This is a genomic window from Paraburkholderia sp. GAS32 (genome assembly GCF_050434225.1).
In the GTDB taxonomy this organism is placed as follows: domain Bacteria; phylum Pseudomonadota; class Gammaproteobacteria; order Burkholderiales; family Burkholderiaceae; genus Paraburkholderia; species Paraburkholderia madseniana.
Window position 1 is genome coordinate 23,440 of record NZ_JBNPVS010000046.1, and the last position, 19,586, is coordinate 43,025.

11 protein-coding genes are annotated in these 19,586 nt (G+C 61.2%); 2 read left to right on the forward strand and 9 right to left on the reverse strand.

The genetic code is table 11. The features are described 5' to 3' along the window. Positions 1-208: 208 nt before the first annotated feature. The 3 genes from P3T25_RS37900 to P3T25_RS37910 form a co-directional block, all read right to left on the reverse strand. The gene (locus P3T25_RS37900) at positions 209-1,909 is read right to left on the reverse strand and encodes a sialidase family protein (RefSeq protein WP_429362227.1); all 1,701 of its coding nucleotides are present in this window, start codon (positions 1,907-1,909) and stop codon (positions 209-211) included. Between the two features lie 749 nt (positions 1,910-2,658). Next, positions 2,659-3,468: a DUF6675 family protein gene (locus P3T25_RS37905; protein WP_429362229.1), complete on the reverse strand. Its 810-nt coding sequence runs from the start codon at positions 3,466-3,468 to the stop codon at positions 2,659-2,661. Then, positions 3,465-3,755, reverse strand: coding sequence for a transposase (locus P3T25_RS37910; RefSeq protein WP_429362290.1), 291 nt, complete (start codon positions 3,753-3,755; stop codon positions 3,465-3,467). The genes P3T25_RS37905 and P3T25_RS37910 overlap by 4 nt, the downstream gene beginning before the upstream one ends. A gap of 463 nt (positions 3,756-4,218) precedes the next feature. Here P3T25_RS37910 and P3T25_RS37915 point away from each other — a divergent pair, with 463 nt between their 5' ends. Beyond that, a complete protein-coding gene (locus P3T25_RS37915; protein ID WP_429362231.1) occupies positions 4,219-4,923 on the forward strand; it encodes an oxidoreductase in 705 nt (234 codons plus the stop codon). 217 nt (positions 4,924-5,140) lie between these two features. On the opposite strand, the gene P3T25_RS37920 is transcribed toward P3T25_RS37915, so the two are convergent. Next, positions 5,141-5,485, reverse strand: coding sequence for a DMT family transporter (locus P3T25_RS37920; protein ID WP_154568008.1), 345 nt, complete (start codon positions 5,483-5,485; stop codon positions 5,141-5,143). A gap of 271 nt (positions 5,486-5,756) precedes the next feature. Between P3T25_RS37920 and P3T25_RS37925 the strand changes: the two genes are divergently transcribed. Then, a complete protein-coding gene (locus P3T25_RS37925) occupies positions 5,757-6,128 on the forward strand; it encodes a YciI family protein (protein ID WP_429362233.1) in 372 nt (123 codons plus the stop codon). Positions 6,129-6,499: 371 nt separating this feature from the next. On the opposite strand, the gene P3T25_RS37930 is transcribed toward P3T25_RS37925, so the two are convergent. From P3T25_RS37930 to P3T25_RS37950, 5 genes are read right to left on the reverse strand one after another with little or no spacing between them, the layout of a single operon-like run. Then, on the reverse strand, positions 6,500-7,384 hold the full coding sequence (locus P3T25_RS37930) for an outer membrane lipoprotein-sorting protein (RefSeq protein WP_154567091.1): 885 nt from the start codon (positions 7,382-7,384) through the stop codon (positions 6,500-6,502). Positions 7,385-7,415: 31 nt separating this feature from the next. Then, on the reverse strand, positions 7,416-7,850 hold the full coding sequence (locus tag P3T25_RS37935) for a hypothetical protein (protein WP_429362235.1): 435 nt from the start codon (positions 7,848-7,850) through the stop codon (positions 7,416-7,418). Positions 7,851-7,888: 38 nt separating this feature from the next. Then, entirely contained in the window at positions 7,889-16,120 is an 8,232-nt protein-coding gene (locus tag P3T25_RS37940) for an SdrD B-like domain-containing protein (protein WP_429362237.1), read from the reverse strand. 27 nt (positions 16,121-16,147) lie between these two features. After that, a complete protein-coding gene (locus P3T25_RS37945) occupies positions 16,148-17,773 on the reverse strand; it encodes a multicopper oxidase domain-containing protein (protein ID WP_429362239.1) in 1,626 nt (541 codons plus the stop codon). A 12-nt stretch (positions 17,774-17,785) separates the two neighbouring features. Continuing rightward, positions 17,786-19,348, reverse strand: a complete 1,563-nt coding sequence (locus P3T25_RS37950; RefSeq protein ID WP_154567095.1) for a multicopper oxidase domain-containing protein — start codon at positions 19,346-19,348, stop codon at positions 17,786-17,788. Positions 19,349-19,586 lie beyond the last annotated feature (238 nt).

The following is a 19,586-nucleotide window of genomic DNA, read 5'->3' on the forward strand; positions in this document are numbered from 1 at the left end:
GCCTTGCTTCTGTGACATGCGCCCCCAGCCCGTCCGGGTTCGGAAGTTCGTCGTGGGGCCGAATGCGGCCAGTGGACTAAACCGCTCGCGCTGGCGCGCGGTCATTGAATCGGCTGATTGGCATTCAAATGCGGTCGGACCTTTTGTAATAAAGGCAAGGCGTGTCCCGGAGGATCGGGCGGCGACCTCCAGTCGCCGCCCGTTGTGCTTACGGCAACGCGATCTGGCGGGTGTATTCGGCCGTAACGTTGGGAGCCGTGGCTATGCCGAATAGCGGGTACACGGTCTTGAGTCCGCTAGCAGCCAGGCCCATGTAATCGCCGAGGAAATGGCCACGTGCCACCGGAGCGTTCAGTATGTTGAACGAGGCTGTGGTCAGTCGCTGCTCATTGCCCCAGTTGCCAGGGCTCGTGCACCCGGAAGTGCAGAAGACCGCGAAATAGTCGGTGCCCTCGCCGCCGGCGGGTGTGTTCGTGTCGTTACGAAAGTCGTAGTAGGTCACCACGACGGTCTTGCCGTCCCCCGACGCGACCACCGCCGGGATGAAAGCCTGCTGTCGGCACGCGTTCGTGGCATTGGCCGGGGTCTTGTTGATCATCACTGGCAATGACCAGGTTTTCCCGAAGTCATCCGACTCGCTGAAAGCGATCCCGTCGATCGGGATTGTTCCAGTGGGCGTAGTGCACATGGCTGTCACAAAGCGATCGTCCTGCCAGGCGAGATAGATCGCCCCCGTGACCGGGTTCACAGCGACACTGTAGAGAATGGCCGCGTCGCGTAACGGCTGGCCGGTGTCCGGGGAGACTACTCCGACCACCTGAATGTCGCTGGCGAATACGGGCCCCGACCAGCTCCCGCCCTTATCCGGGGACTTGATATAGCCGATGTTGAGACTCCCCGGCTTCACGACATTGATCGCGGTGAAGAAATCGACCAGGGTTCCATCGGGCAAGACCCGCACGTTGTTGTCGATCGTCTGTTTGTTCGTGCCCGGCTGGTAGATCGGGGTGGCCGTGCTCCAGGTCACGCCGTTGTCGAGGGATCGCGAGAAAAAGCTTGGGCCGGTAAAGTTGAACTTGAAGAACGGCGCACCGCCCTTGCACGGCGGCTTCGTGAAGGGCTCACACACCGAAGATGCGCCCGCAGTCGAATTAACCAATTTGCGCGCGATTTCGACACCTTCGTTTTCCGCGAGCAACTGGGCGCCATCCTTGGTTGGCGGGAAAACGCTCAGCTGGTCCCATACCGCATAGACGTTACCGTTCGCGGTCGGATCAGCAGTGAGCGAGTTCTTGTCATTGAGCACGTGCGGCGAAGTGTTACGGATCAGCGTAACCGGAGCTTGCCACGTTGTGCCGTGGTCGACGGAGCGGCTGACCAGCATCCCGCTATTGCGTGCGCCAAACGCAGTCGTCGGCTGCATGGGGTCCACCACCAGCGACATTAAGAAGGCCGTTCCGTCTTGCGCAAAGTCTACCCACGGATCGGAGGCGCGACGGAACTTGCCCCCCGTGCAGTCGGTAACGCCGGACGGGATCGAATTGGTCCAGCTGCCGCCCCCATCCGTGGAGACGACGCCGACGAGCCCGCGCGAGCCACCGTCGTCCCAGCGGTCCTGCTGGTGGCCGACGAGCAGACGAGCCGTGCTGATGTTGGTCGTGGTCGGATCGGCCGCCAACCATGGCTCGATCGACGTGGATGGAAAAAGGATGCTCCCGAATGCGGACTCCTGGGCGTGCACCTGGTCGGCAATGCATCCGATGAATGGATCGCCCGCGGCCACCTGGACGAGCGAACCAAGCGTTTGCGCCTGGGCGCCTGGGCCGATCGCGCAAGCGAGCGCGATGACGCCGCTGCCTGCGAGACTCTGGGAAATAGAACGGGATAGGCGTCTGGAAATGGATTTCATTCTTGTTCCTCGCGAAAAGAATAAAACGCCCTGGTACAACCGGCCGTACATCACCGGCACCATGACTCTCGCACTGTGATCGGTCGATCCATGTGCGAAAACGACTGGCCCCACCATAAAACCACCAATCGGTGGCGCCCGCCGAGAGATACGTCTACAGAAACACACTAGGTCGCGACAGCCGCATTTGTGTGAAAGATTCGTTACGGATGCCGGTTCATCACGCGGCATCCGCCCCTCTATTGCCGTGGTATAGGGCTTGCAGGAGTGCGACCAGACCATGTATGCGCTTGCAGAAACACGGTGCCCATGCAAGGGCAATGCCGCTCAATATGAAGGATTCCTTTATAGGCGCATCAACAGGCAAACAGGCGTGTCGGCCACGCTCTCAGACGCATGGCCGCTCTTGCGTTATTGGGATTCACCTGCCACGCTGCGCAGGCAGGCGGAATCGATCATGACCCGGCCGTTTCAAGGCGACTTCGCAGAGTGATTACGCAGTTCGCTGCGTCATACCGTACTTTTCTACCGCGAGTGGCCGCTGGACTTCTTGGTCAGAAAATCGGTGGGAGAAAATGGGTTCGCACAAGCGGGGATTATTGTGAGCTACTGACAGTTTTCGACCCAGACGAACAACACCGGGAAATGTGAGACCGTACACCGCGGCCGCGTACTGCAGGAAAGCGCGCGAGAGCGCCGCAGCAGGCGCTTGACGCATCGACGAGGGGCCTGTTGCGTCACGACCCAAGTCATCGCACGGCCGGTGGTTCCGCGTCGGTGGGGACGCCGGCCAGGTACCGGAACAGTGCCAGCGCCCGGTTCGCCGTAGAGGCCTCGTGCCCGCTCGCAATGAAACTGCTGGCTTGCCGGTCGATGCGCGCGAGAATATACAGACCCCATACGTCGTTCGTCTGGCGCTGTGCGAAGACCACCGTCTGCAGCGCAGCCGGCTGAAACAGTGTCAGTCCGAAGGCACGGACCGGCGACACATTTTCCTCGGCCAGCGCCATCCGCTGCGGGCTGCGCTCCAGTACCCGCATCCGGTACACCAGGGGGCCGGAGCGGCTGTCGCGCACCCAGAAGTACAAGGTTCGACCGGCTTGCAGTTCAAACGGACGGAAATCACCCCGCCGGTCCCCGCCCTCGGCGGGTCCGGACAGCGCTGCGGCATCCAGGAACAAGGGACGCCACGTCTTGTCGGTTGTGGACCAGTAGCGCATGCTGCGCAGGGTGGAGACCGCCCCGGCACGTGCCAACAGCGTCTCGGGACCGCCAGCGACGTGGGCCAGCCCTGCGACCGCGACGACAACCCGGGAGCGGGACGCGGCAGGCCATCCGGTACACGAGGACGGCCGCCACACACTCGCATCGAGCTCCTCGGCGCCCAGGATCGCCATTGCTGGTTGCACGCCCAGCGACGCGTAGGCCGGCACCGGCGGTGTCCCGCACGGCGGCGTTGGCAACGGGGTTGCCACGGCGAAGCCGGCGGCAGCCGCCAGCGGCGCGCAGCGGGCGGCTGCCTTCAGGCAATACGAACCGCGAGGACGCGCAACGTTCATCTGGGCTTGCCTCCCAGCAGCGGCTCGGTCAGGAACTTGACGACGTAAATCGATGCGGCTCCGATGTTGAAATACCTCAGCGCGACGTAGCGGCGCATCAAGGGGCGAAAGATCCCAAAGCCTACATCCGAGATCGCCCCGGCAAGTCGTTCGTTCGCCGGCATCCCTTTGACGTTCAGGTCCTCGATAACCACCGCTTGGTTCTCGCGGCAGAGCCGAGTCGTGAGCTTGTGCATGAAATCCGCTCTGACGTGCGCGATGCGTGGGCAGCCTTGCCAAGGATACAGCTGTCTTCATCTATTGACGACGGCAAAAACGATTCCTCGCTCGCCTGTCTGCAGTGGTCGAACGTGACGCCTCGTTGCGGGCCGACAGGCCTTGTAAAGCGGACGGGAAGCTATGGTGCCTTCTCCCGCCCACAAGATAAAGTTGACGTTTCTTATCGTGTGCATTAGCGATCGTGCATGGATCGGTGTGAAAGCAGCAGCATTGCCTTGTCACCCTTGATGGACATACCGTTCCCAAGTGCATTTACTATGCTATGCCAAGTATCGTCAACGTGATGTAATCGATAATCAAAAAGTACGTTCTGGAAATACAATCCTTGCACTAATCGCTCAACGCCTTTAACCACGCGGGTTTCGACGCCCGATCATCACTGCGGATTCGCTACAACCCGGCTCCCCTCTCCATCCCTTGAGCGGTATCGGCTAGAGTTCCACCTGTGAAGCAGGTCCTATTGGAGAAGACATGCGCGACAACCTGATTCCCGTCATCGTGGGCCGGAAATGGCAAATTGCTAAGGGGTACCATGCCGTTGAACTTCGAACAATGTCCAAATCGGCGCTTCCGCCGTTTAACGATGGGTCGTGCGTCACTCTCTTTCTGAATAGCGCTGGCGACAAGCAAAGAATTTATCCTTTGCTCGGTGTTTCGTCCCTGTCCGATGGTTACGTGGTAGGCATGAGACAAGAAGGTGATGGCAGAACGGATAGTCTGCTATCCAAGTTTCCGTTGAATGAACGAGACGAAGTGTATGTCGGCACCCCCAAAGGGCCGCCGACAATTTTGGACGATCGTGCGCGATCTATCCTTTTTGCTGGCGGAATAGGCGCAGCATCGATCGCGGGAATCGCGAAGCGGCTTGCATCGGCGGGTCAAAGGTTCGAGGTGCACAACTTCGCCCGATCGGCCGACCGCGCAGTTCTTCGAGAAGAATTTGACGCGCTTCGAAGTCGCGGTGAGGTCTATCACCATTTCGGCCTGTCCGATGATCTATTCGCGCAGAAGAGTTCCCACGCAATGAGTCCAACTCATGCCAACACACAGATTTACTGCAGCGGCCCCCCTGCTTTCATGGATCTCATAGAGCGCCAAGCCCGCGAATGGGTGTATGCGGCGAACGTTCATAAAATCGCCCTTGGCGACCAAAAGGCATGGTCGGCGGGAGTGTGACGGCACGGCAACTGAGGCGCGCTTTCCGCAGTTGATGCACAATCGCTCGTCGGTCCCGCCCGCTCACGCCTATCTGGGGCTGTGGAATACTCGTGAGCCACTTGGACAGTTCTAGAACCGTGGGTTGACGTCATGCGCATCTGACCGGTTGAATCCAAGACCCACTGCGGACAGTTGAGATCGCCGGAAGCTGACATTCGTCCGGCGCAGAACGAAATCAGGAACCCTCCTGAAATTGCAATCCAACGATGCCTGCGATAACCAGCCCGACGCACAACAGGCGACCGAGCGAGGCCGGCTCGTGAAACCAGATCAATCCAACTAAGGCTGTGCCAGCGGCACCGATCCCAGCCCAGACAGCATATGCGGTCCCGAGCGGAAGAATTTTGAGCGTGAAACTCATCAACCAAACGCTCATTATTGCTGCAATGATAGACAGCGCACTCGGTACCAACCTTGTGTAACTATCGGACAACTTCATCGCCACGGAGAAGACGATCTCCAGCAGTCCCGAGGCTAAAACCACGGTCCACGCAGCAAACGAATTCGTAATCGAGATCATTGGTTATCTTCCTTCGGATCGGGAAGCTCATATGCGCGTCGCAGCGAGAATATCATTGCCGCACTCTGGAATTGGAACCCTGACGTGACGGGCAGCTTCTTGGCCGACCTCTGCCTCACGCGATCCGCATGTGCAGCACGAGCCCGGCGGTCGGCACCGCGCGACCCCAAAAGCGGACAGTCTGGCGAGACCCGCTACAAACTTTTCAGAAGATTGTCGATTTTCGATCATCAGCTTCGTCGTCAGGTTATTCACACCCAAAGGATCTCCCATGAAATACCTCGGCCTGGCCTACTTCACCCCCGATAAATTCGCCGCGATGGCGCCAGACGACGTCAAGAAATTGGTGAGCCAATGCCCCGCATTGGACGACAAGATGCGGGCTACCGGCAAGATACTGATTTCCGCATCGCTTGGCGATCTGGACAACTGGAGGACGCTCCGCCCGCGCAGTGGCAAGACGCACGTCACCGATGGGCCCTATACCGAGTCGAAGGAAGTCGTGGGCGGCCTGTTCATCATCGAGGCGGATACCCATGACGAGGCGTTGCGCATCGCCTCCATGCACCCGGCGGCCACGCTGGGCGAAGAAGGTGGATGGGTCGTCGAGCTTATCCCCGTGGATTTCTACTGGGCCCGATGAGGGCTTGGACGCGTGTCTCAAATATGCGTTGGCGCTCTGTTCTCTTCAAACACCTTCACGGCTTCGTGAGTCATCGCGGCGATGCTACTTCTGGGCCGAGCGGCGACGCCTGTGATCGACCCGTTTCGGACCGTCGAGACGGCTCGACATCTACGTCGGCTCTCGAGGTACAACTGTCGCTCGTCGACTCGCATAGGGAGACGGGTGTTCGGCCATTACGGTCATCCGCAACCGTCGTGTCCCGTGCGCACGAGCGGCCGCTTACAAGCGAAGCCTCGGACCGGAGGCCGTGTAATAGAACTGCAATCCATCCTGTCCGTCAGAACACCACGAAAGCTTTAGCAAACCCGGACGTCGCCATCAAAGTCATTTCAGTTCAACTGCGGTTTAGCAAAGCGAGTGTCGGGCAGATCCGGATTAACTGTCGCCTGCTCGATCACAATTCGTTCCGGCTGCCTCATGCCCTCACCCGCCGTCTCCATCACGAACGGGATCATCACACCGTTGACCTTGCGGTAGTCGCGCAGCGTCGTGACCATCGTCCGCGTGCGCGTACCGACCTGCCGGGTACCATCGACCTTGACATCAAGAAAATTCCCTGCGTCCACCCAAACGTGGCGGATGTCGCCGTTTTGCAGGGTGACCTTCAGCTTGTACGCACGGCGCCCATCTACGGGTTCGACGCCTTCCATCGCAATCTGGCTGCCTTTGGCGGCAGCGTCGATCAGCAGGCCATCGAGATCCTGCTGGTCGGCGGCGAGCTTCAATTCGGTGGGGTTGAACGGTTGCACGGTTGAATAGCCGAGATACGGACGCGAGTACCACCCTGCAGTGCCGTCGTACACCTGCACCGCGGTCTTTCCAGCAAAGTCGACTTCAAGGCGCACCTTGCGCGGCCGCTTCATCTCGATACGGTAGGGCAATGCAATCACGGTGCCCTCCATCGCGCCACCCTTGCTGGTCATGGCCTTTTCGAGCATGTGACGCTTGGGCGACGAACTTGGCGGGTTGTCGACTGTTCCTTGCGGCTCAGGGTGAGTACGTCCCACATCCATCTTGCCGGTGAAAGACACGGCATGCACCGCACGCCACGCTTCAAGACCGCCACGCGCGGCGACATTTTTCGCCACCACCTGTGCGGCGCTCATGGTGGCTGTCTCGGCCATGGTCGGCGCCGGGGCCAACAGGGCGAGCGCAATGCCGGCGACGAGCATGAGGCTCGCGCCACGAAATTTCAGGTCTGCGTGCTTCATCATTTGAACCCCATCTGCAAAGAGCCAGGTCAGACTATTCGACGATCAGATCGTCCGCGACGAACCGGCCAATCTCAATGTTTATTCGATTTCCACGCTTCACAATCTGATTAGCATTTCCAAAAATCATGTAGTACGTCCGACCTTGCTCCGGCGCCGCGGTCTGCCGCAACTCACCGGTGTTTTCGAGCGCTGGAACAGCCAGCTTGGCACCGCTTGCTTCATCGATAAGATACGGTTTCGCATGACTGTCGAGCAGCGCCTTGGCTTTGTCCGGATCGGTCACGCGATACTTGAACTGTAGCATCCAGCCCGAGGACACCAGTTTCACGCCAACAATATCGACGCCCCAGTTGCTGTCGAAATAAGGCGCCCGGCGAACCCGCCACGCGTGCGCCGCATCGCGGGGATCCACTGCGCTGGTAGTGGCGGGGCTGACGCATGCGCCCTGCCCTGCCAGTACCAGCAAGACGCACACCCCGGTCAATGCGCGCAAGCCTGGACGCATCATGGGGCCCCCGGCAGAGTAATGGCCGGAATGGCTAACTGCGGCATCGTCGCTCCGGTTAGCGGCATCGTCGCCCCGGTTAGCGCCTTCACCTGCCTGGCGACGGCAGCGAGCATCGACTGCGGCGTCAACGCGAGCGCCCCTGGAACAGTCACTTGCGTGGCGCCGATGTCGACTCCTGACACGCGCCCCAGCGCCGGACGTGCCGCGCCGCCAAAGTCAAACCTTGTGGCCGCGACAAGACTCTGCGGATCGGCGAGCACCCCGTTGTTGTACGCAGATCCCGTACCCGTCACGTGGTAGTCGCCATACGCGACATAGCCAGGTTGCAGCGGATCGGACAGCGACAGCGGACCGTATTTGAGGTCGACGAAGTTGCCCGCCTCATCCAGCGTCACGCCCGCAGCGAGACTGAACGGCGGCAGGAACGGCTGGCCGGGTTCGAACTTGAAGGCCGGGTTGGCGCGCGGGCCATTGCAATAAATCTTCGTGAGGCCCGGATCGTTGGTCGAGACGCCAGCACCAGTCGTGCTGCCGTACACGGAACCGCCAGGTGACACCACCGAATTGTTGATATCGGTCAGCCGGAAGCTGGACGCAGTGGCCGAACTGTCGCCAACCGTGCCGATATCCCAATAGGCGGGGGACCCGGTACAGGCGCCCGCAGCGGGAGACACCGGCAACACGGTGCAGCTCTGCCCCGCATCGGCAACGTTGTTGCTCGAGCAGACTTTGGCCGCGCCCGTGCTGGCGTCGACGAAGAACGACCGGTTATGCCAGATGATGTCGTTAAACAGTACCGGGTTCGAGTAGCTGTTATGCGCCTTGGTCGCCGTGACCGGTACGCCGGCCGACGCGGTTGCCGGCAAGGCTGCGAGCAACGCAGATGAAGTCAGCTCGGTACTGATGCCAGCCGGGCTCGGGTACGCCGTGGTCGGCCCACGCCCACCCGTTCCGAACAGCGACCCGGCAATCGCGGCGCTGTCGTTGCTGGCGATCGTATTCTCATGGATCACCGCATTCAACACATCGACGAGAGAGATGCCGCCGCCGGACCAGCCCGCAACGTTGTTGGCAATAATGTTGTTGGTGACCGTGGCACGGTACCATTTCGCCGGATTCCGCGGGTTCGTCACAACGTCGTTGCCGTTCACCTGTTGCAGGCGGATACCACCGCCGTGCCCGCCCTGCGCAAAGTTTCCGACAATCAGGTTCGAGTCGATCGTGATGTTGCCCGTCCCGTTCGACAGCGTGGTGGCAGATGTCAGATCGCCTTCGATGTCGATACCGCCACCGTGCACGGCCGACGTCTGCTGCCAGCTCTGGTTGAACAGGATCTTGTTGTGCGCAATCGTCCCGTTCATGTTGACGCCAATCGCGCCAATGCCCCCGCCATTGCCGTTGCTGTAGTTGCCACAGATGAAGTTGTAGTTGACCGCGTAATTGTCGGTACCCGTGCAGATCGACACTCCTGCGCCGGAGCCGGTTACGTTCACGCTGCCCGCACCGGGCGTCGCCTCAACCGTGCCGTTCCTCGTGATCGAGTTGTGATGGATGCGGACGTTGTTGTCGTATCCATAGCCGTCCGCCGGTGGCGGTTCCTCTTCAAACGGGCTACCGATCCGCACGCCGCCGTGCATCGCGCTGGCGTTGCTGAAAATTCGGTTGTTGGCAATCTCGAGTTTATGCGCCCAGCCGTTGACATAGATCCCGCCACCCGCATCGCTGCCAGTAATGCTCAACCCGTCGATGCGCGAAGGGGCACACAGGAAGTTCGAGTCGGACATCTTCCAGCCAGTCGGCGTCAAGGTGGTCGCGCTCGGGACCCCGTTGTTATACGACGTCACCTTGAAATAGCTGCTTGCCGCATTCATCGGAGAAGCTGGATTGGCACTGCAGTCGCTAGCCGTCAGCGGCGTCACACCATCGAGCCCGACGCCCTTGGCAAGCACCGTTATGCCCGCGCCCTCCTCCGTTGCGAGGATGGTCGGCTCGAGAAGAATGACACCTCCGGTAATCGGCGCTTGCGTCGGCAACGGATCAACCTGCGGATTGGTCACCAGTTCGCCCGCGCCGCCTGTGTCGGCGGTCCCTCCGCTGCTGCTCGGCGCAGTCGGGTTGAGGCCGAACAGCTGATTGATGCGCGGCCGCCAGTCGTCGAGTTTCTGCGTCGGATACTTGGCCGCGTTGATCGCGACCGAAGCCGCGCCGACACCCTGCAGCCTGACCGGCTTCCACATGATGACGAGTTCAGGATAGACGCCCGCATCGACGATGATCAGGTCGCCAGGCTTCGCGGCGTCGATCGCATCCTGGATAGGATGAGGGAACCCTGCGGCATGGCCGTTCCCCGCGGGAGCGGGAGCCGCAGCCGGGCTGACCACGACCGGCGCCGCGCCGCCGATGTCGACCGTCACGGCATCCACGCTATTCGTGCCGGTGGCATTCGTGATGGCGAGTTCACCCGTGGTCGTGCCGCTGGCAACGGTCCCGGTAATAAGACCGTCCGACCACGACACGTTAGTGAGCGGCACGCCGTTCACACTGACCGTGCCCGCCGTGGCGCCAAAGCCGTAGTGGCGCTTGATCGTGCGCTGGTTGAACGGCGCGGCGGTCGCGCTCGGACCCTGGTACACCGGGTTCGGCACATCGACATCGCCCAGCGCGGTGATACGCAAGGTATGTGTGCCATCGGCTGCCGCCACCCACGGACCCACTTTGTCGCCGTCCACCCGCTTGATCCCAGGTGTGCTATCGGGGTAATCGCAATCCGGCGGGCTGTAGCCGTCCGCGAACGCCGCGACGGGCAGAACCGGCGTATCGAGATACACCGTCGCGCCCGGCATGAACGGATTGGTATAGCAAAAGTTGCTGAACGACGGATTGAAGAGCGGGTCGGTAATCATCTGGCCGTAAGTCGCCGAGCCCGGACGCGTATCCAGCACCGGACCGGGATCGTTCATGCAGGTGACGAGCATGTTCGGCGAGTAACCCGCCGGATTCGGCACATTCACCTGCCAGGTGGACGGTGTCATGCCGTTGTAGGTTCCCCACTGGTCCGAGTAGGTGCGCGAGATTTCCACGCCGTTCATGTCGCGAATCGACACCGGTGCGTAAGACGCGGCAAACTTCTCGCCGAAGTCCGGCGATGCGGCGTTGATCTCGCTAGCGGCGTCGTCAAGGATGAGCCCCGTATAGTGCGACGCGACAGGCGTATTGCTGAACACGAAGAAGTTCGCGGGCGCCGACATCTGGTCGCTCAGCGTGACTTCCTTGCGGTCGCACAGCGCCTTGGTCGCGCCAGCAAACGGCGCTACCTGGCCCGAGTTCGGGAAGAGACTCATGAAATCGGGAACGGTATGCTTCGTGCCGACGCAAGCTGGAAACTGCTGCTTCGCGCCTTTGAACCCGAGGGTTGTCGTCGGGTTGTTGGGGTTGCCCGGGTTGTAATACGCGGCCACCTGCGCCTGGTCGGGGATGATGAAGACATTCGACAGCGAGGCGAACTGCTGTGCGGCCGGCGCCACCCATGCGTCGCCGATCAGGATGTTCTTGTCCTCCTCCTTGACGACCTCGTAACCCGGCGGCGCAATCATTTCCACGACGTACTTGCCCGGCGTGAGCGCGTGGCCGGCCGAATCGGTCGTAAACGTGTAGGCGCCGTCGTACACGGCAGGCTGCACCTGATTCCACAAGTGGAAGCCGTCGTAACACCTGAACTGGTTCGATGTTCCAAGCGTGTAGGACAGGAACGGATCAGCCGGATCCTGCCCCGGACAGATCATGTTCGGTGCGCCGCCTGCCGTCGTGCCGTTCGCAAAATCGTCCCAGCTCGTCGTCCTGGTCGAATTGACGAGCGTGAGACCCACAGTGCCGTCGGCATTCGGGGTTTCGCGGTACAGATTGATCTGCACCCGCGGCACGCCCGGCTCCCACATGAACTGAACCTCGAGGCTCGGGTCGTCGAAACCGCGGGTCGACGCATACACGACCATGCCTTGAATACCGCCGTTTTCGCCGACGGCGAATGGTCGCTTGCCCCAGTCGAGCATCTGGGTCTGATTGATGAAGCCTTGCAGCCCCTCATAGAGCACCTTGCCGGAATCGACACGGCTCGTTACGTTCGGCACGCCCGGCGGCACCGCGCCGTACGCCTTGCCCGAGACAGGATCGGTCCATGCATACGACGAGTTCAGAATTCCGCCCGTCTTCGAGCACGGCTGCGTACTGTTCTGGTTGCTGCTGCCAAGCGTTCCCTGTCCGGTCGCGGCGTTATACGTGACACAGTCGACAAGACCGCCGCCGTCGACCGTCACGTTGACGCCCGTGCTGGCAAAACGCGTCCTGTCGGATTCGACGACGTACCAGTTAAACAGTGGAAACAGTTCATTGAAGATCGCGTTGCCGTCGGAATTCGTCAGCAGCGTATTCGACACAGAGCCGTCACGGAAGCGGATTCGCACCGGCACCTGGGCAACGCCCGCTTCGCCGGGGTCCCGTACACCGTTGCCGTTCGAGTCGATGAACGTGCTGGCTTCGAGCCGCGTGAACCAGCTGAATACCGGAACATTGCCCATCGAGACCGGCCCTGTCGGAACGAGATTTCCGTTCGTGTCAGGGGTCGGCTTTGCCGTGACCTGCACCGACTTGGACGCAATGATCTGGTCGAGCCATTGATCCCAGACCACCAGCATATAGTTGCCGACCGGGATATTGTTCAGCTTGAAATTGCCGTTCGGGTCGCAGGCTGCAAAGCCGATATTCAAGCCAGTTTCGCCCTGCTGATTCAAGCCGACGAAACAGGTGGTCGATGCAAGCGGCGCACGCGAGGCGGAATCCCACAATGTTTCCATGACGGGGCGCGACATGTGGAGGCTCGTGATTCGGCCGGTCACTGACGTCGTCGCGAGCGGGATCGGCCCGGTAACGGGCGGCCCCTCCGTATCGCCGTTAGGATTCGTGGGCGGCACCCCACCCACCGGCACGTGTGTTGCGATCACGTTCTGCTGCGCAATGTGCGCGGGATTCACGAAGCCGATGAACGTGTGAAATCCTGGCGGCCCGAACTCCTGGAAGTAAGGCGGTTCGCCCGATTTCGTGAACGCGTCCTGTCCGGGCGTCCCTTCGAGCGTGGACACCTGATACCAGGTCTCCCCTGCACCTTCGCGCGCCGCACCCGGGTGCGCAATCACGTCGAACCGTCCCGGCATCAAATTCTTGACCAGCGCCTGGCCCTGCAGCGCGTAATCCGCGGACGGATTGGCCGGGTCTTTCGGATCACTCGGGCAGGTGATGACTACCCCGGTTAAATCCTTGCCTGCATAGCTAGGGTGAGTCGATGGCGTGGCTGACGCGGTCGGGCTGTAGACATTTGGACAGCCTGGCGTCCCTAGCAGCGCGTTCGTCAGCGGTTGATTGAGAGTATCGTACGTCACCTGGCCGATCGGGTCGCCGCTGCGGCCGGCCACGTCCCAGATCACGATCTCAAAGCCGCCGAGGCCATGTTCATTGGCGTCGGGATCGCCGTTGGTCGGATTGCTGTCTTCGAAGATAAAGATCGACAGCTGCGCCGGCTTGAGCGGATTGGGCTCAACCTTGATCGTTGCGGTCTGATACGCGCCGTTGACAGGTGGCGGGACCGATATGCCGCTCATGGTGTGACCGCATTTTGCGTCGTTGGCAGTCGCCGAACTCGGCGTCAGGCAGTCGGGGTTGATGAGCGGATCATTGGCATAGCCGGCGATGAACGGATTCGCTGAATCGCCCGGCAGGATCGAAATGAAATACCACTTGGCAGGATCAAGCGCGACATCTCCCGGCATGGACCGTGGTTTCGCGTTCGCGACCGTGCCGCCATTCGATTGCGCGTCACCACAGCTCAGCGGTCCCGTGCAGCCGGCCGCCACGACAGGCATGTGGCTGCGGAAGAAACTGGTCGCGAGACTCGGCTGCGGTGTGCCGTTGACGACCGGCGGCGTCGTGCCGGGTGTCGGGTTATGCCAGGTCTGGTCCTCTTCGATGATCCAGCCGTAATCGTTCGGTAACGCCATCCCGTTCTGCGCATCCAGCAGATTCACCGGCAAGCCGCTGCCAGCGGGGAACACGACCGTGGCCGTCTGCGCCGCGCTCGACGTGCCCTGCGAATTGACGACGACAAACTGGAACGTGCAGGTCGCCGGCGCAGCCGAGCACGGCGTGGCAGTGAACGAGCCGTCGGAATTCACTGTGACCCACGCGGGCGCCGTGCCCGAGAGTCGCGCGGTAAGCGGGAAATTGCCGGGATCGGCAGCGCCTGCCAGCAGACCAGCGCCGCGCGGCACTTTGATGAGTGATGACACCCGGCTCGGATAGGCGCTTGCCGCCGTGTTGTCGTATACGCGTGCGCTCGCGGTCGGCGCAGCGCCCGTCGCCTCGAACGCCAGCGTGACGAGCGCGCAAGCGGTCCCCGCATTGCCGCAGTAGGAGAACGTATCGCTGCTCGGGCTGGTAGTCGGCGCGCTCGTGATCGTATAGGTGAAGGTGCCGTTCGCGTTAAGCGTCACCGTGCCGTGGGCCAGCGTGATCGCGGTCGACGTAGCGCCAGCGGCCGCCGTCACGCCCTTGATGACGACGTTGGAAACGCCGATGTCGTTGCTCAACACGTTGTTGCTGAACGTCGTGGCGTTCGGGGCCAACGTGTAATTGTCCGGATTTGCCTGCGCCGCGACCGCCGGCTTCGCACTGCTGCCGATCGTCCGGTTCAGCGCCGCGGCAAATGTGCCGGGACCCGCCGTGACAGTCGTCGCGCTAGCAATGGCCAAGTATCCCTCGAACCCGCCCGCGGTCTCATTGGCAGTCGTCAGACCCAAGGCGCGGTCGAAGAATGCGAATACCGCGTCGACGTACGATGTTGCATTCTTTGCCGGATGCACCAGCGCATCGATGGTCTTACCCGCTGGCATGTTCACTTCGTTCTGCATCTTCGGCATGCCTGGCGCGACATTGCCGTCCTCTGCGATGAGCTGCAACGGCTGACCGACAACGGACGGCACATGAGTACGCAACCCAGCGTTGACCATCCGCACCAGCACATTCCCGCTTAGCGCGTTGTAGTCACTTCCCTTGAGGTCCGGCATCGCCACGGAGGTGCCACTGGGATTGGACTGGTCATAAGACTTGCCGTTGACGAGGAAGTAGGTCGGCGCATAGTTGACCGCAGCGGGGTAGCATGGAATTTGCGCTTGCGCGACTCCGTTGACGACCGGCGCGGCCTTCTGGGATTGCGCGCATTGCTGGTCGTTCCAGCGGATCGTCTCGCTCGTGCCCGCGACAGCCGCTGCGTCCACCGCCGCATTCTGGACGGCATCGATCTCCGATAAGAGCAGAACCGCGTCCATGTCATAAGGCACATCGGCGAGCGAAGCGAGCGCTGGCCCAGCGTTCCGGTAAGCGCCCGGAAACGCCTTGCCCTCGGCATGAGGGTCGTTCGACAGATGGATCTCAGCTTCCTGGGTGCCGGCGCCCTCGACTTCGTACAACGGCGCATAGGTGACGACCAGCACGCCGTACAAACCCATCGGAGCCTGCATCGACGGATGGCTGCCCGTCTCATAGAGGTACGTGCCCGGCTTGAGATACGTTGCTTTCGCACCCGCCGCTGCGATGTTGGTATCCCAAGTGTAAGACACCGTTCCGCCCGGGGCTGCCTCCTGCGCAAACGCACGGGCACGAGCGGCTTGCTGCGGCGGAACAAATCCTGCCGAGCCAGCGGGCACCGCCGCGTTCGCTGGCCACGTCGTCGTGGTCACCGTCGGATGGACAATCGGCGCTGCATCGCGTGTCGGCTTGCCGGCGCTGCCGCCAATCTGGCCGAGAATCACCAGTGACGTTGGGGTTCCGGCAGGCAGACTGTTCGTGAGATTGATACGCAGTTTGTTGCCGACCGGCACCACAATGGTCGGCCCCGGCGCCCAGACGTTATTCGGCACCGGCGTGGTCGATCCAGCGGACTTCCGCGAGCAGACATTGGCGTTGTCCAGCGTGCCGCCCCCGAGTGCCGCACCCTGCGTCGGGTCATTCGTACAGAAGCCCCACATGGGAACGATCGCTCCGTCCGGGAGCGTCGTCGACATACGCTGCGCAGTCAGATTGACCGTCGTGACCGTTTGCGCGGACGCGAGCGATGCCAGGAGCATCGTCACGGCGCACACACACGCTGACTTCGATGTCAGTCGATCGATCAGGGATCTCATGCTTACGACTCCTTTGGCGCACTCGTGTCACTGCGACTCGTCAATCTTCGCGGCCGGCGGATCGATGATCATCATCATCATCATGCCGCCCGGGAAGACGTCGTTGGTTGTAATCTCGCGCTCGTCGTGCGAGTGCCACATGAAGGCGTAACCAGCACTGGGGTTCTGGCTCGCAAAACCCGGCGGAAGCGGAGTCGAGATGAACTGCGCACTTCCGCTCGGAATGCTTTGCAGACCGAGATAAGGCGTCCCGCCATACCACAGACCGTTGGCAACGATATTCGGATCAGGCGGCGTAACCGGGATCGGCTTGTTGTGATCCGCACACCATTCGCCGTAGTTCGGAGTGACGCCCGGGATCGCGGCCGGATTGCTCGCGTTGGTGTAGTAGCCGTTGAGGTCCGGATAGCAGGGCGCCGGGTCGCCATTGCCGGCGGTGCTCGGTCCTGCTGGCGCACCGGCATACGTGTGCCCATAGACATCCCAGTTCAGCCCCTTGCCGGTCCATTGAAACAGCGCGTCGACGGTCTGCCCCGATACCGTCGGGAACGTAAAGATCAAAGGCCCTGCAAGGCTGAGCTGATCGACTGAGGACAGCAGCAGGTTGCCGTCACGGGCAAGCACACGCGCGTGATTGCCGTGGATGTGTAGTGGATGCTGTATGCGGCCTTGACCTACCGCACGGATCAGCATGGTTTCGCCGGGATGCAAGTGCGGATTGCCGTTGTACGGTTGATTCGGATAAGCGGACGAGTACGGGCCATCCATGTCGTCCGGCATCGAGCGGCCGTTAATCAGAAAATAGTTCGGGTGGTACGGTTCGGTTTGCACGGCGATCGGCGCGCACGTCGCCGTTGGAGTGACAGCGACTCGCGCATCGCAGTCCGTCACCTGCTGGAGCGCCGCGAGGTGAATGTTTGAGTCCATCTCCATGAGCTGGAACAGATATTCCCGGTCGTAACAGGTTTGCGGATGGTCGTAGGCCGCCGTGGAGAGCCGGTAGTCGGCCTGGGATCCAAGCGCGCTTGGCGTCTGACAGACCGCGGGTGGTGTCTTCGGCAAGACGATGACGACGCCGTAGAGCCCCATCTCGATCTGCAACTCAGGTTGCGTGCCACTGTGGTAGACGTACGTGCCCGGCTTCGTCGCCGTGAACGAATACGTTACCGTGGTCCCACGCGTAGCCTCGCGCGCAAGAACACCTGCTACGCCGTTGGTCGTCGACACCTTGAAGCCTGGGAAGATGATCGACGTATTGCCGGCGGCCACCGGCAATTCATTCGTGAGGTTGACCGTCACCGTGTCGCCTTCGGTGACAATCAGCGTGGGACCGGGCAACTGCATGACCGCACACGTGCTGATGGCAGTCAGCGCCGCGGGCGCGTAACCTGCGGGCGCCGCGGCAGCGGTCAGCCCAACCGCGCTTCCGGCCTTGCCGCAGCCGAAGCCCCACGTATAGATCGATGCGCCATCCGGCTGCGAAGTCGACCCAGCGCTCGCGACCAGATTGAATGTCGGGGTTTTTGCGCCACCCGTGATTCCCGGCACAGCCGCGCGCGCCAGTCCGCAACACAAGCTCGTGACGACAGCCAGAATCAGCAGCATCGACATCGACCGGACGACGACCCCACCGCAGGTCTTGAATGAGTACATGACGGGCCGCTCCTATAAGACCCGGATCTCAGTCATCATTCCGCCGAAATTCTCGGCGTCGTTCGACAGGTGATCGAGCTGTGTGGTGTAGAGGAAGTACGTACCCTGTGGAATGTTCGTCACGTCGAGGATCACGTCGGCGGATTCGCCGCCGCCTATGGTCAGCGAGTTCGTCGTGTAGTACATGTTTGCGCCGGCCATGTCGCGTAACAGGCGCGCATGAAAGCCGATGACGAGCATCGGCACGCCTTCGGTCGCAAGCGTGTGATACTCGGTGACGCTCAGGTTGGACACACGCAGCAGCGCACGCGTCTGTCCCGCAGTCTTGTTGATTGTGATGAGGGTCGGCATCGGTTGCGACACACGCGATACGCCATCTGAATCGAGTGTCGTAATAGCCCCGCTTGCGGTCGGGTTCGTCGCAGTGGTTGGTAGTTGCGCATAGCCTGGCACGCCGATCGTATCCGGATAGCTGCGACCGCTCAGCAAGAAATACTTGTCCTTCATATCCGCAAACGGTTCGGGATTGAAGGTCATGCCTATGAAGTGGAAGTTCGGATCAAAGCCCATCATCTGGATCGGATACTCGACATCGTAGCGAGTCGAACCGTCGCCGTCGTTATAGGCGTACAGCGCGCCCGGAGCCTGCACTGCACCTGTATCCTTGCGCGGCAGCGGCGTTGAACACAGAACGTCTTTCCGGCAGTCTTCAGGCGGGAACGATGCATTCAGATAGTGCGCATTCGACGCAGTGCTGATCGGCTGCATCGGGTATTCATAGTCGTGTAACGCGGTATAGAGATTCGCGCCCGGCTTCAGGCGGTTCTGACGGGGACGCACGTAGAGTTGGCCTTCCATGCCCATTTGCAGATGCTCAGGCGGCGTGATATGGCAATGCCAGAAATAGGTTCCTGCGTCGGGTGCGGTGTAATAGTAGGTGAAGCTGCCCGCAATATTGATGGCCACCGATGCATCGGGTACGCCGTCAAAGAAAGACGACGCATTTGGATAGCCGTGGAAATGCACCGTGTGCTGCTCGAACAGGTCCGGGCGCATGATCATGCCGACGTTCGATAGCGTGAGGTAAAACTCGTCGTCCTCGTCTAGCGCCATCGTAGGCGCGGGCGCCTGGCCCGCGAGCACGCCGTTGTTCATCATCAAGGCGGGCTCCTTGATGGCAGCGTTATTGGGCGCAATGCCATCGCCCGGGAAAGTCGCGCCTACGAACGTGCTGTTGAATACCGACGCAGGCTGGGTACCTGGCAGACCCATCGAAATATCCGAAAGGCCCGAGAGCGGGCCGAACGCAAACAGATAGATTTGCTGACCATCGGCCATCGTTGCGTAACCGTCGCCGCCCGAGATGTGCTGGCATTTGATCTGGGGATTCGCGTTCGCTGCGGTGGGTCGTGCCGGGTCGCCCTGCACCATCGAGTCGACTTTGCCGTCGAGCGATTTGTGCAGCGTGGTGCCGTTCGGACACTGCACGCGGAATGACTGCGCGAACGCCGGTATCGAGACGACGAGAAAGAAAAACGCGGGCAGCACGATACGAAACAAGCGAGTACCAAACATAGATCCCTCCGCGAACGGACGAACTGCCTGCGCAACATACGCTGGCATCCAGCACCGGTCCTTCAGATATCCACGCTTGGCCCGCCTGCTCGCGTGTGCACGAGCGGCGATATGTTCTGCTTACGTTCGACATGTCTACATCTGCGCACGACCTTCGAAAGTCGCCATGCGGTGGATGATGCTGTCTACGAGCTGTAATTTCTGAAATCAAACTGCCGGGCCAGTGTCTCGGAAATGA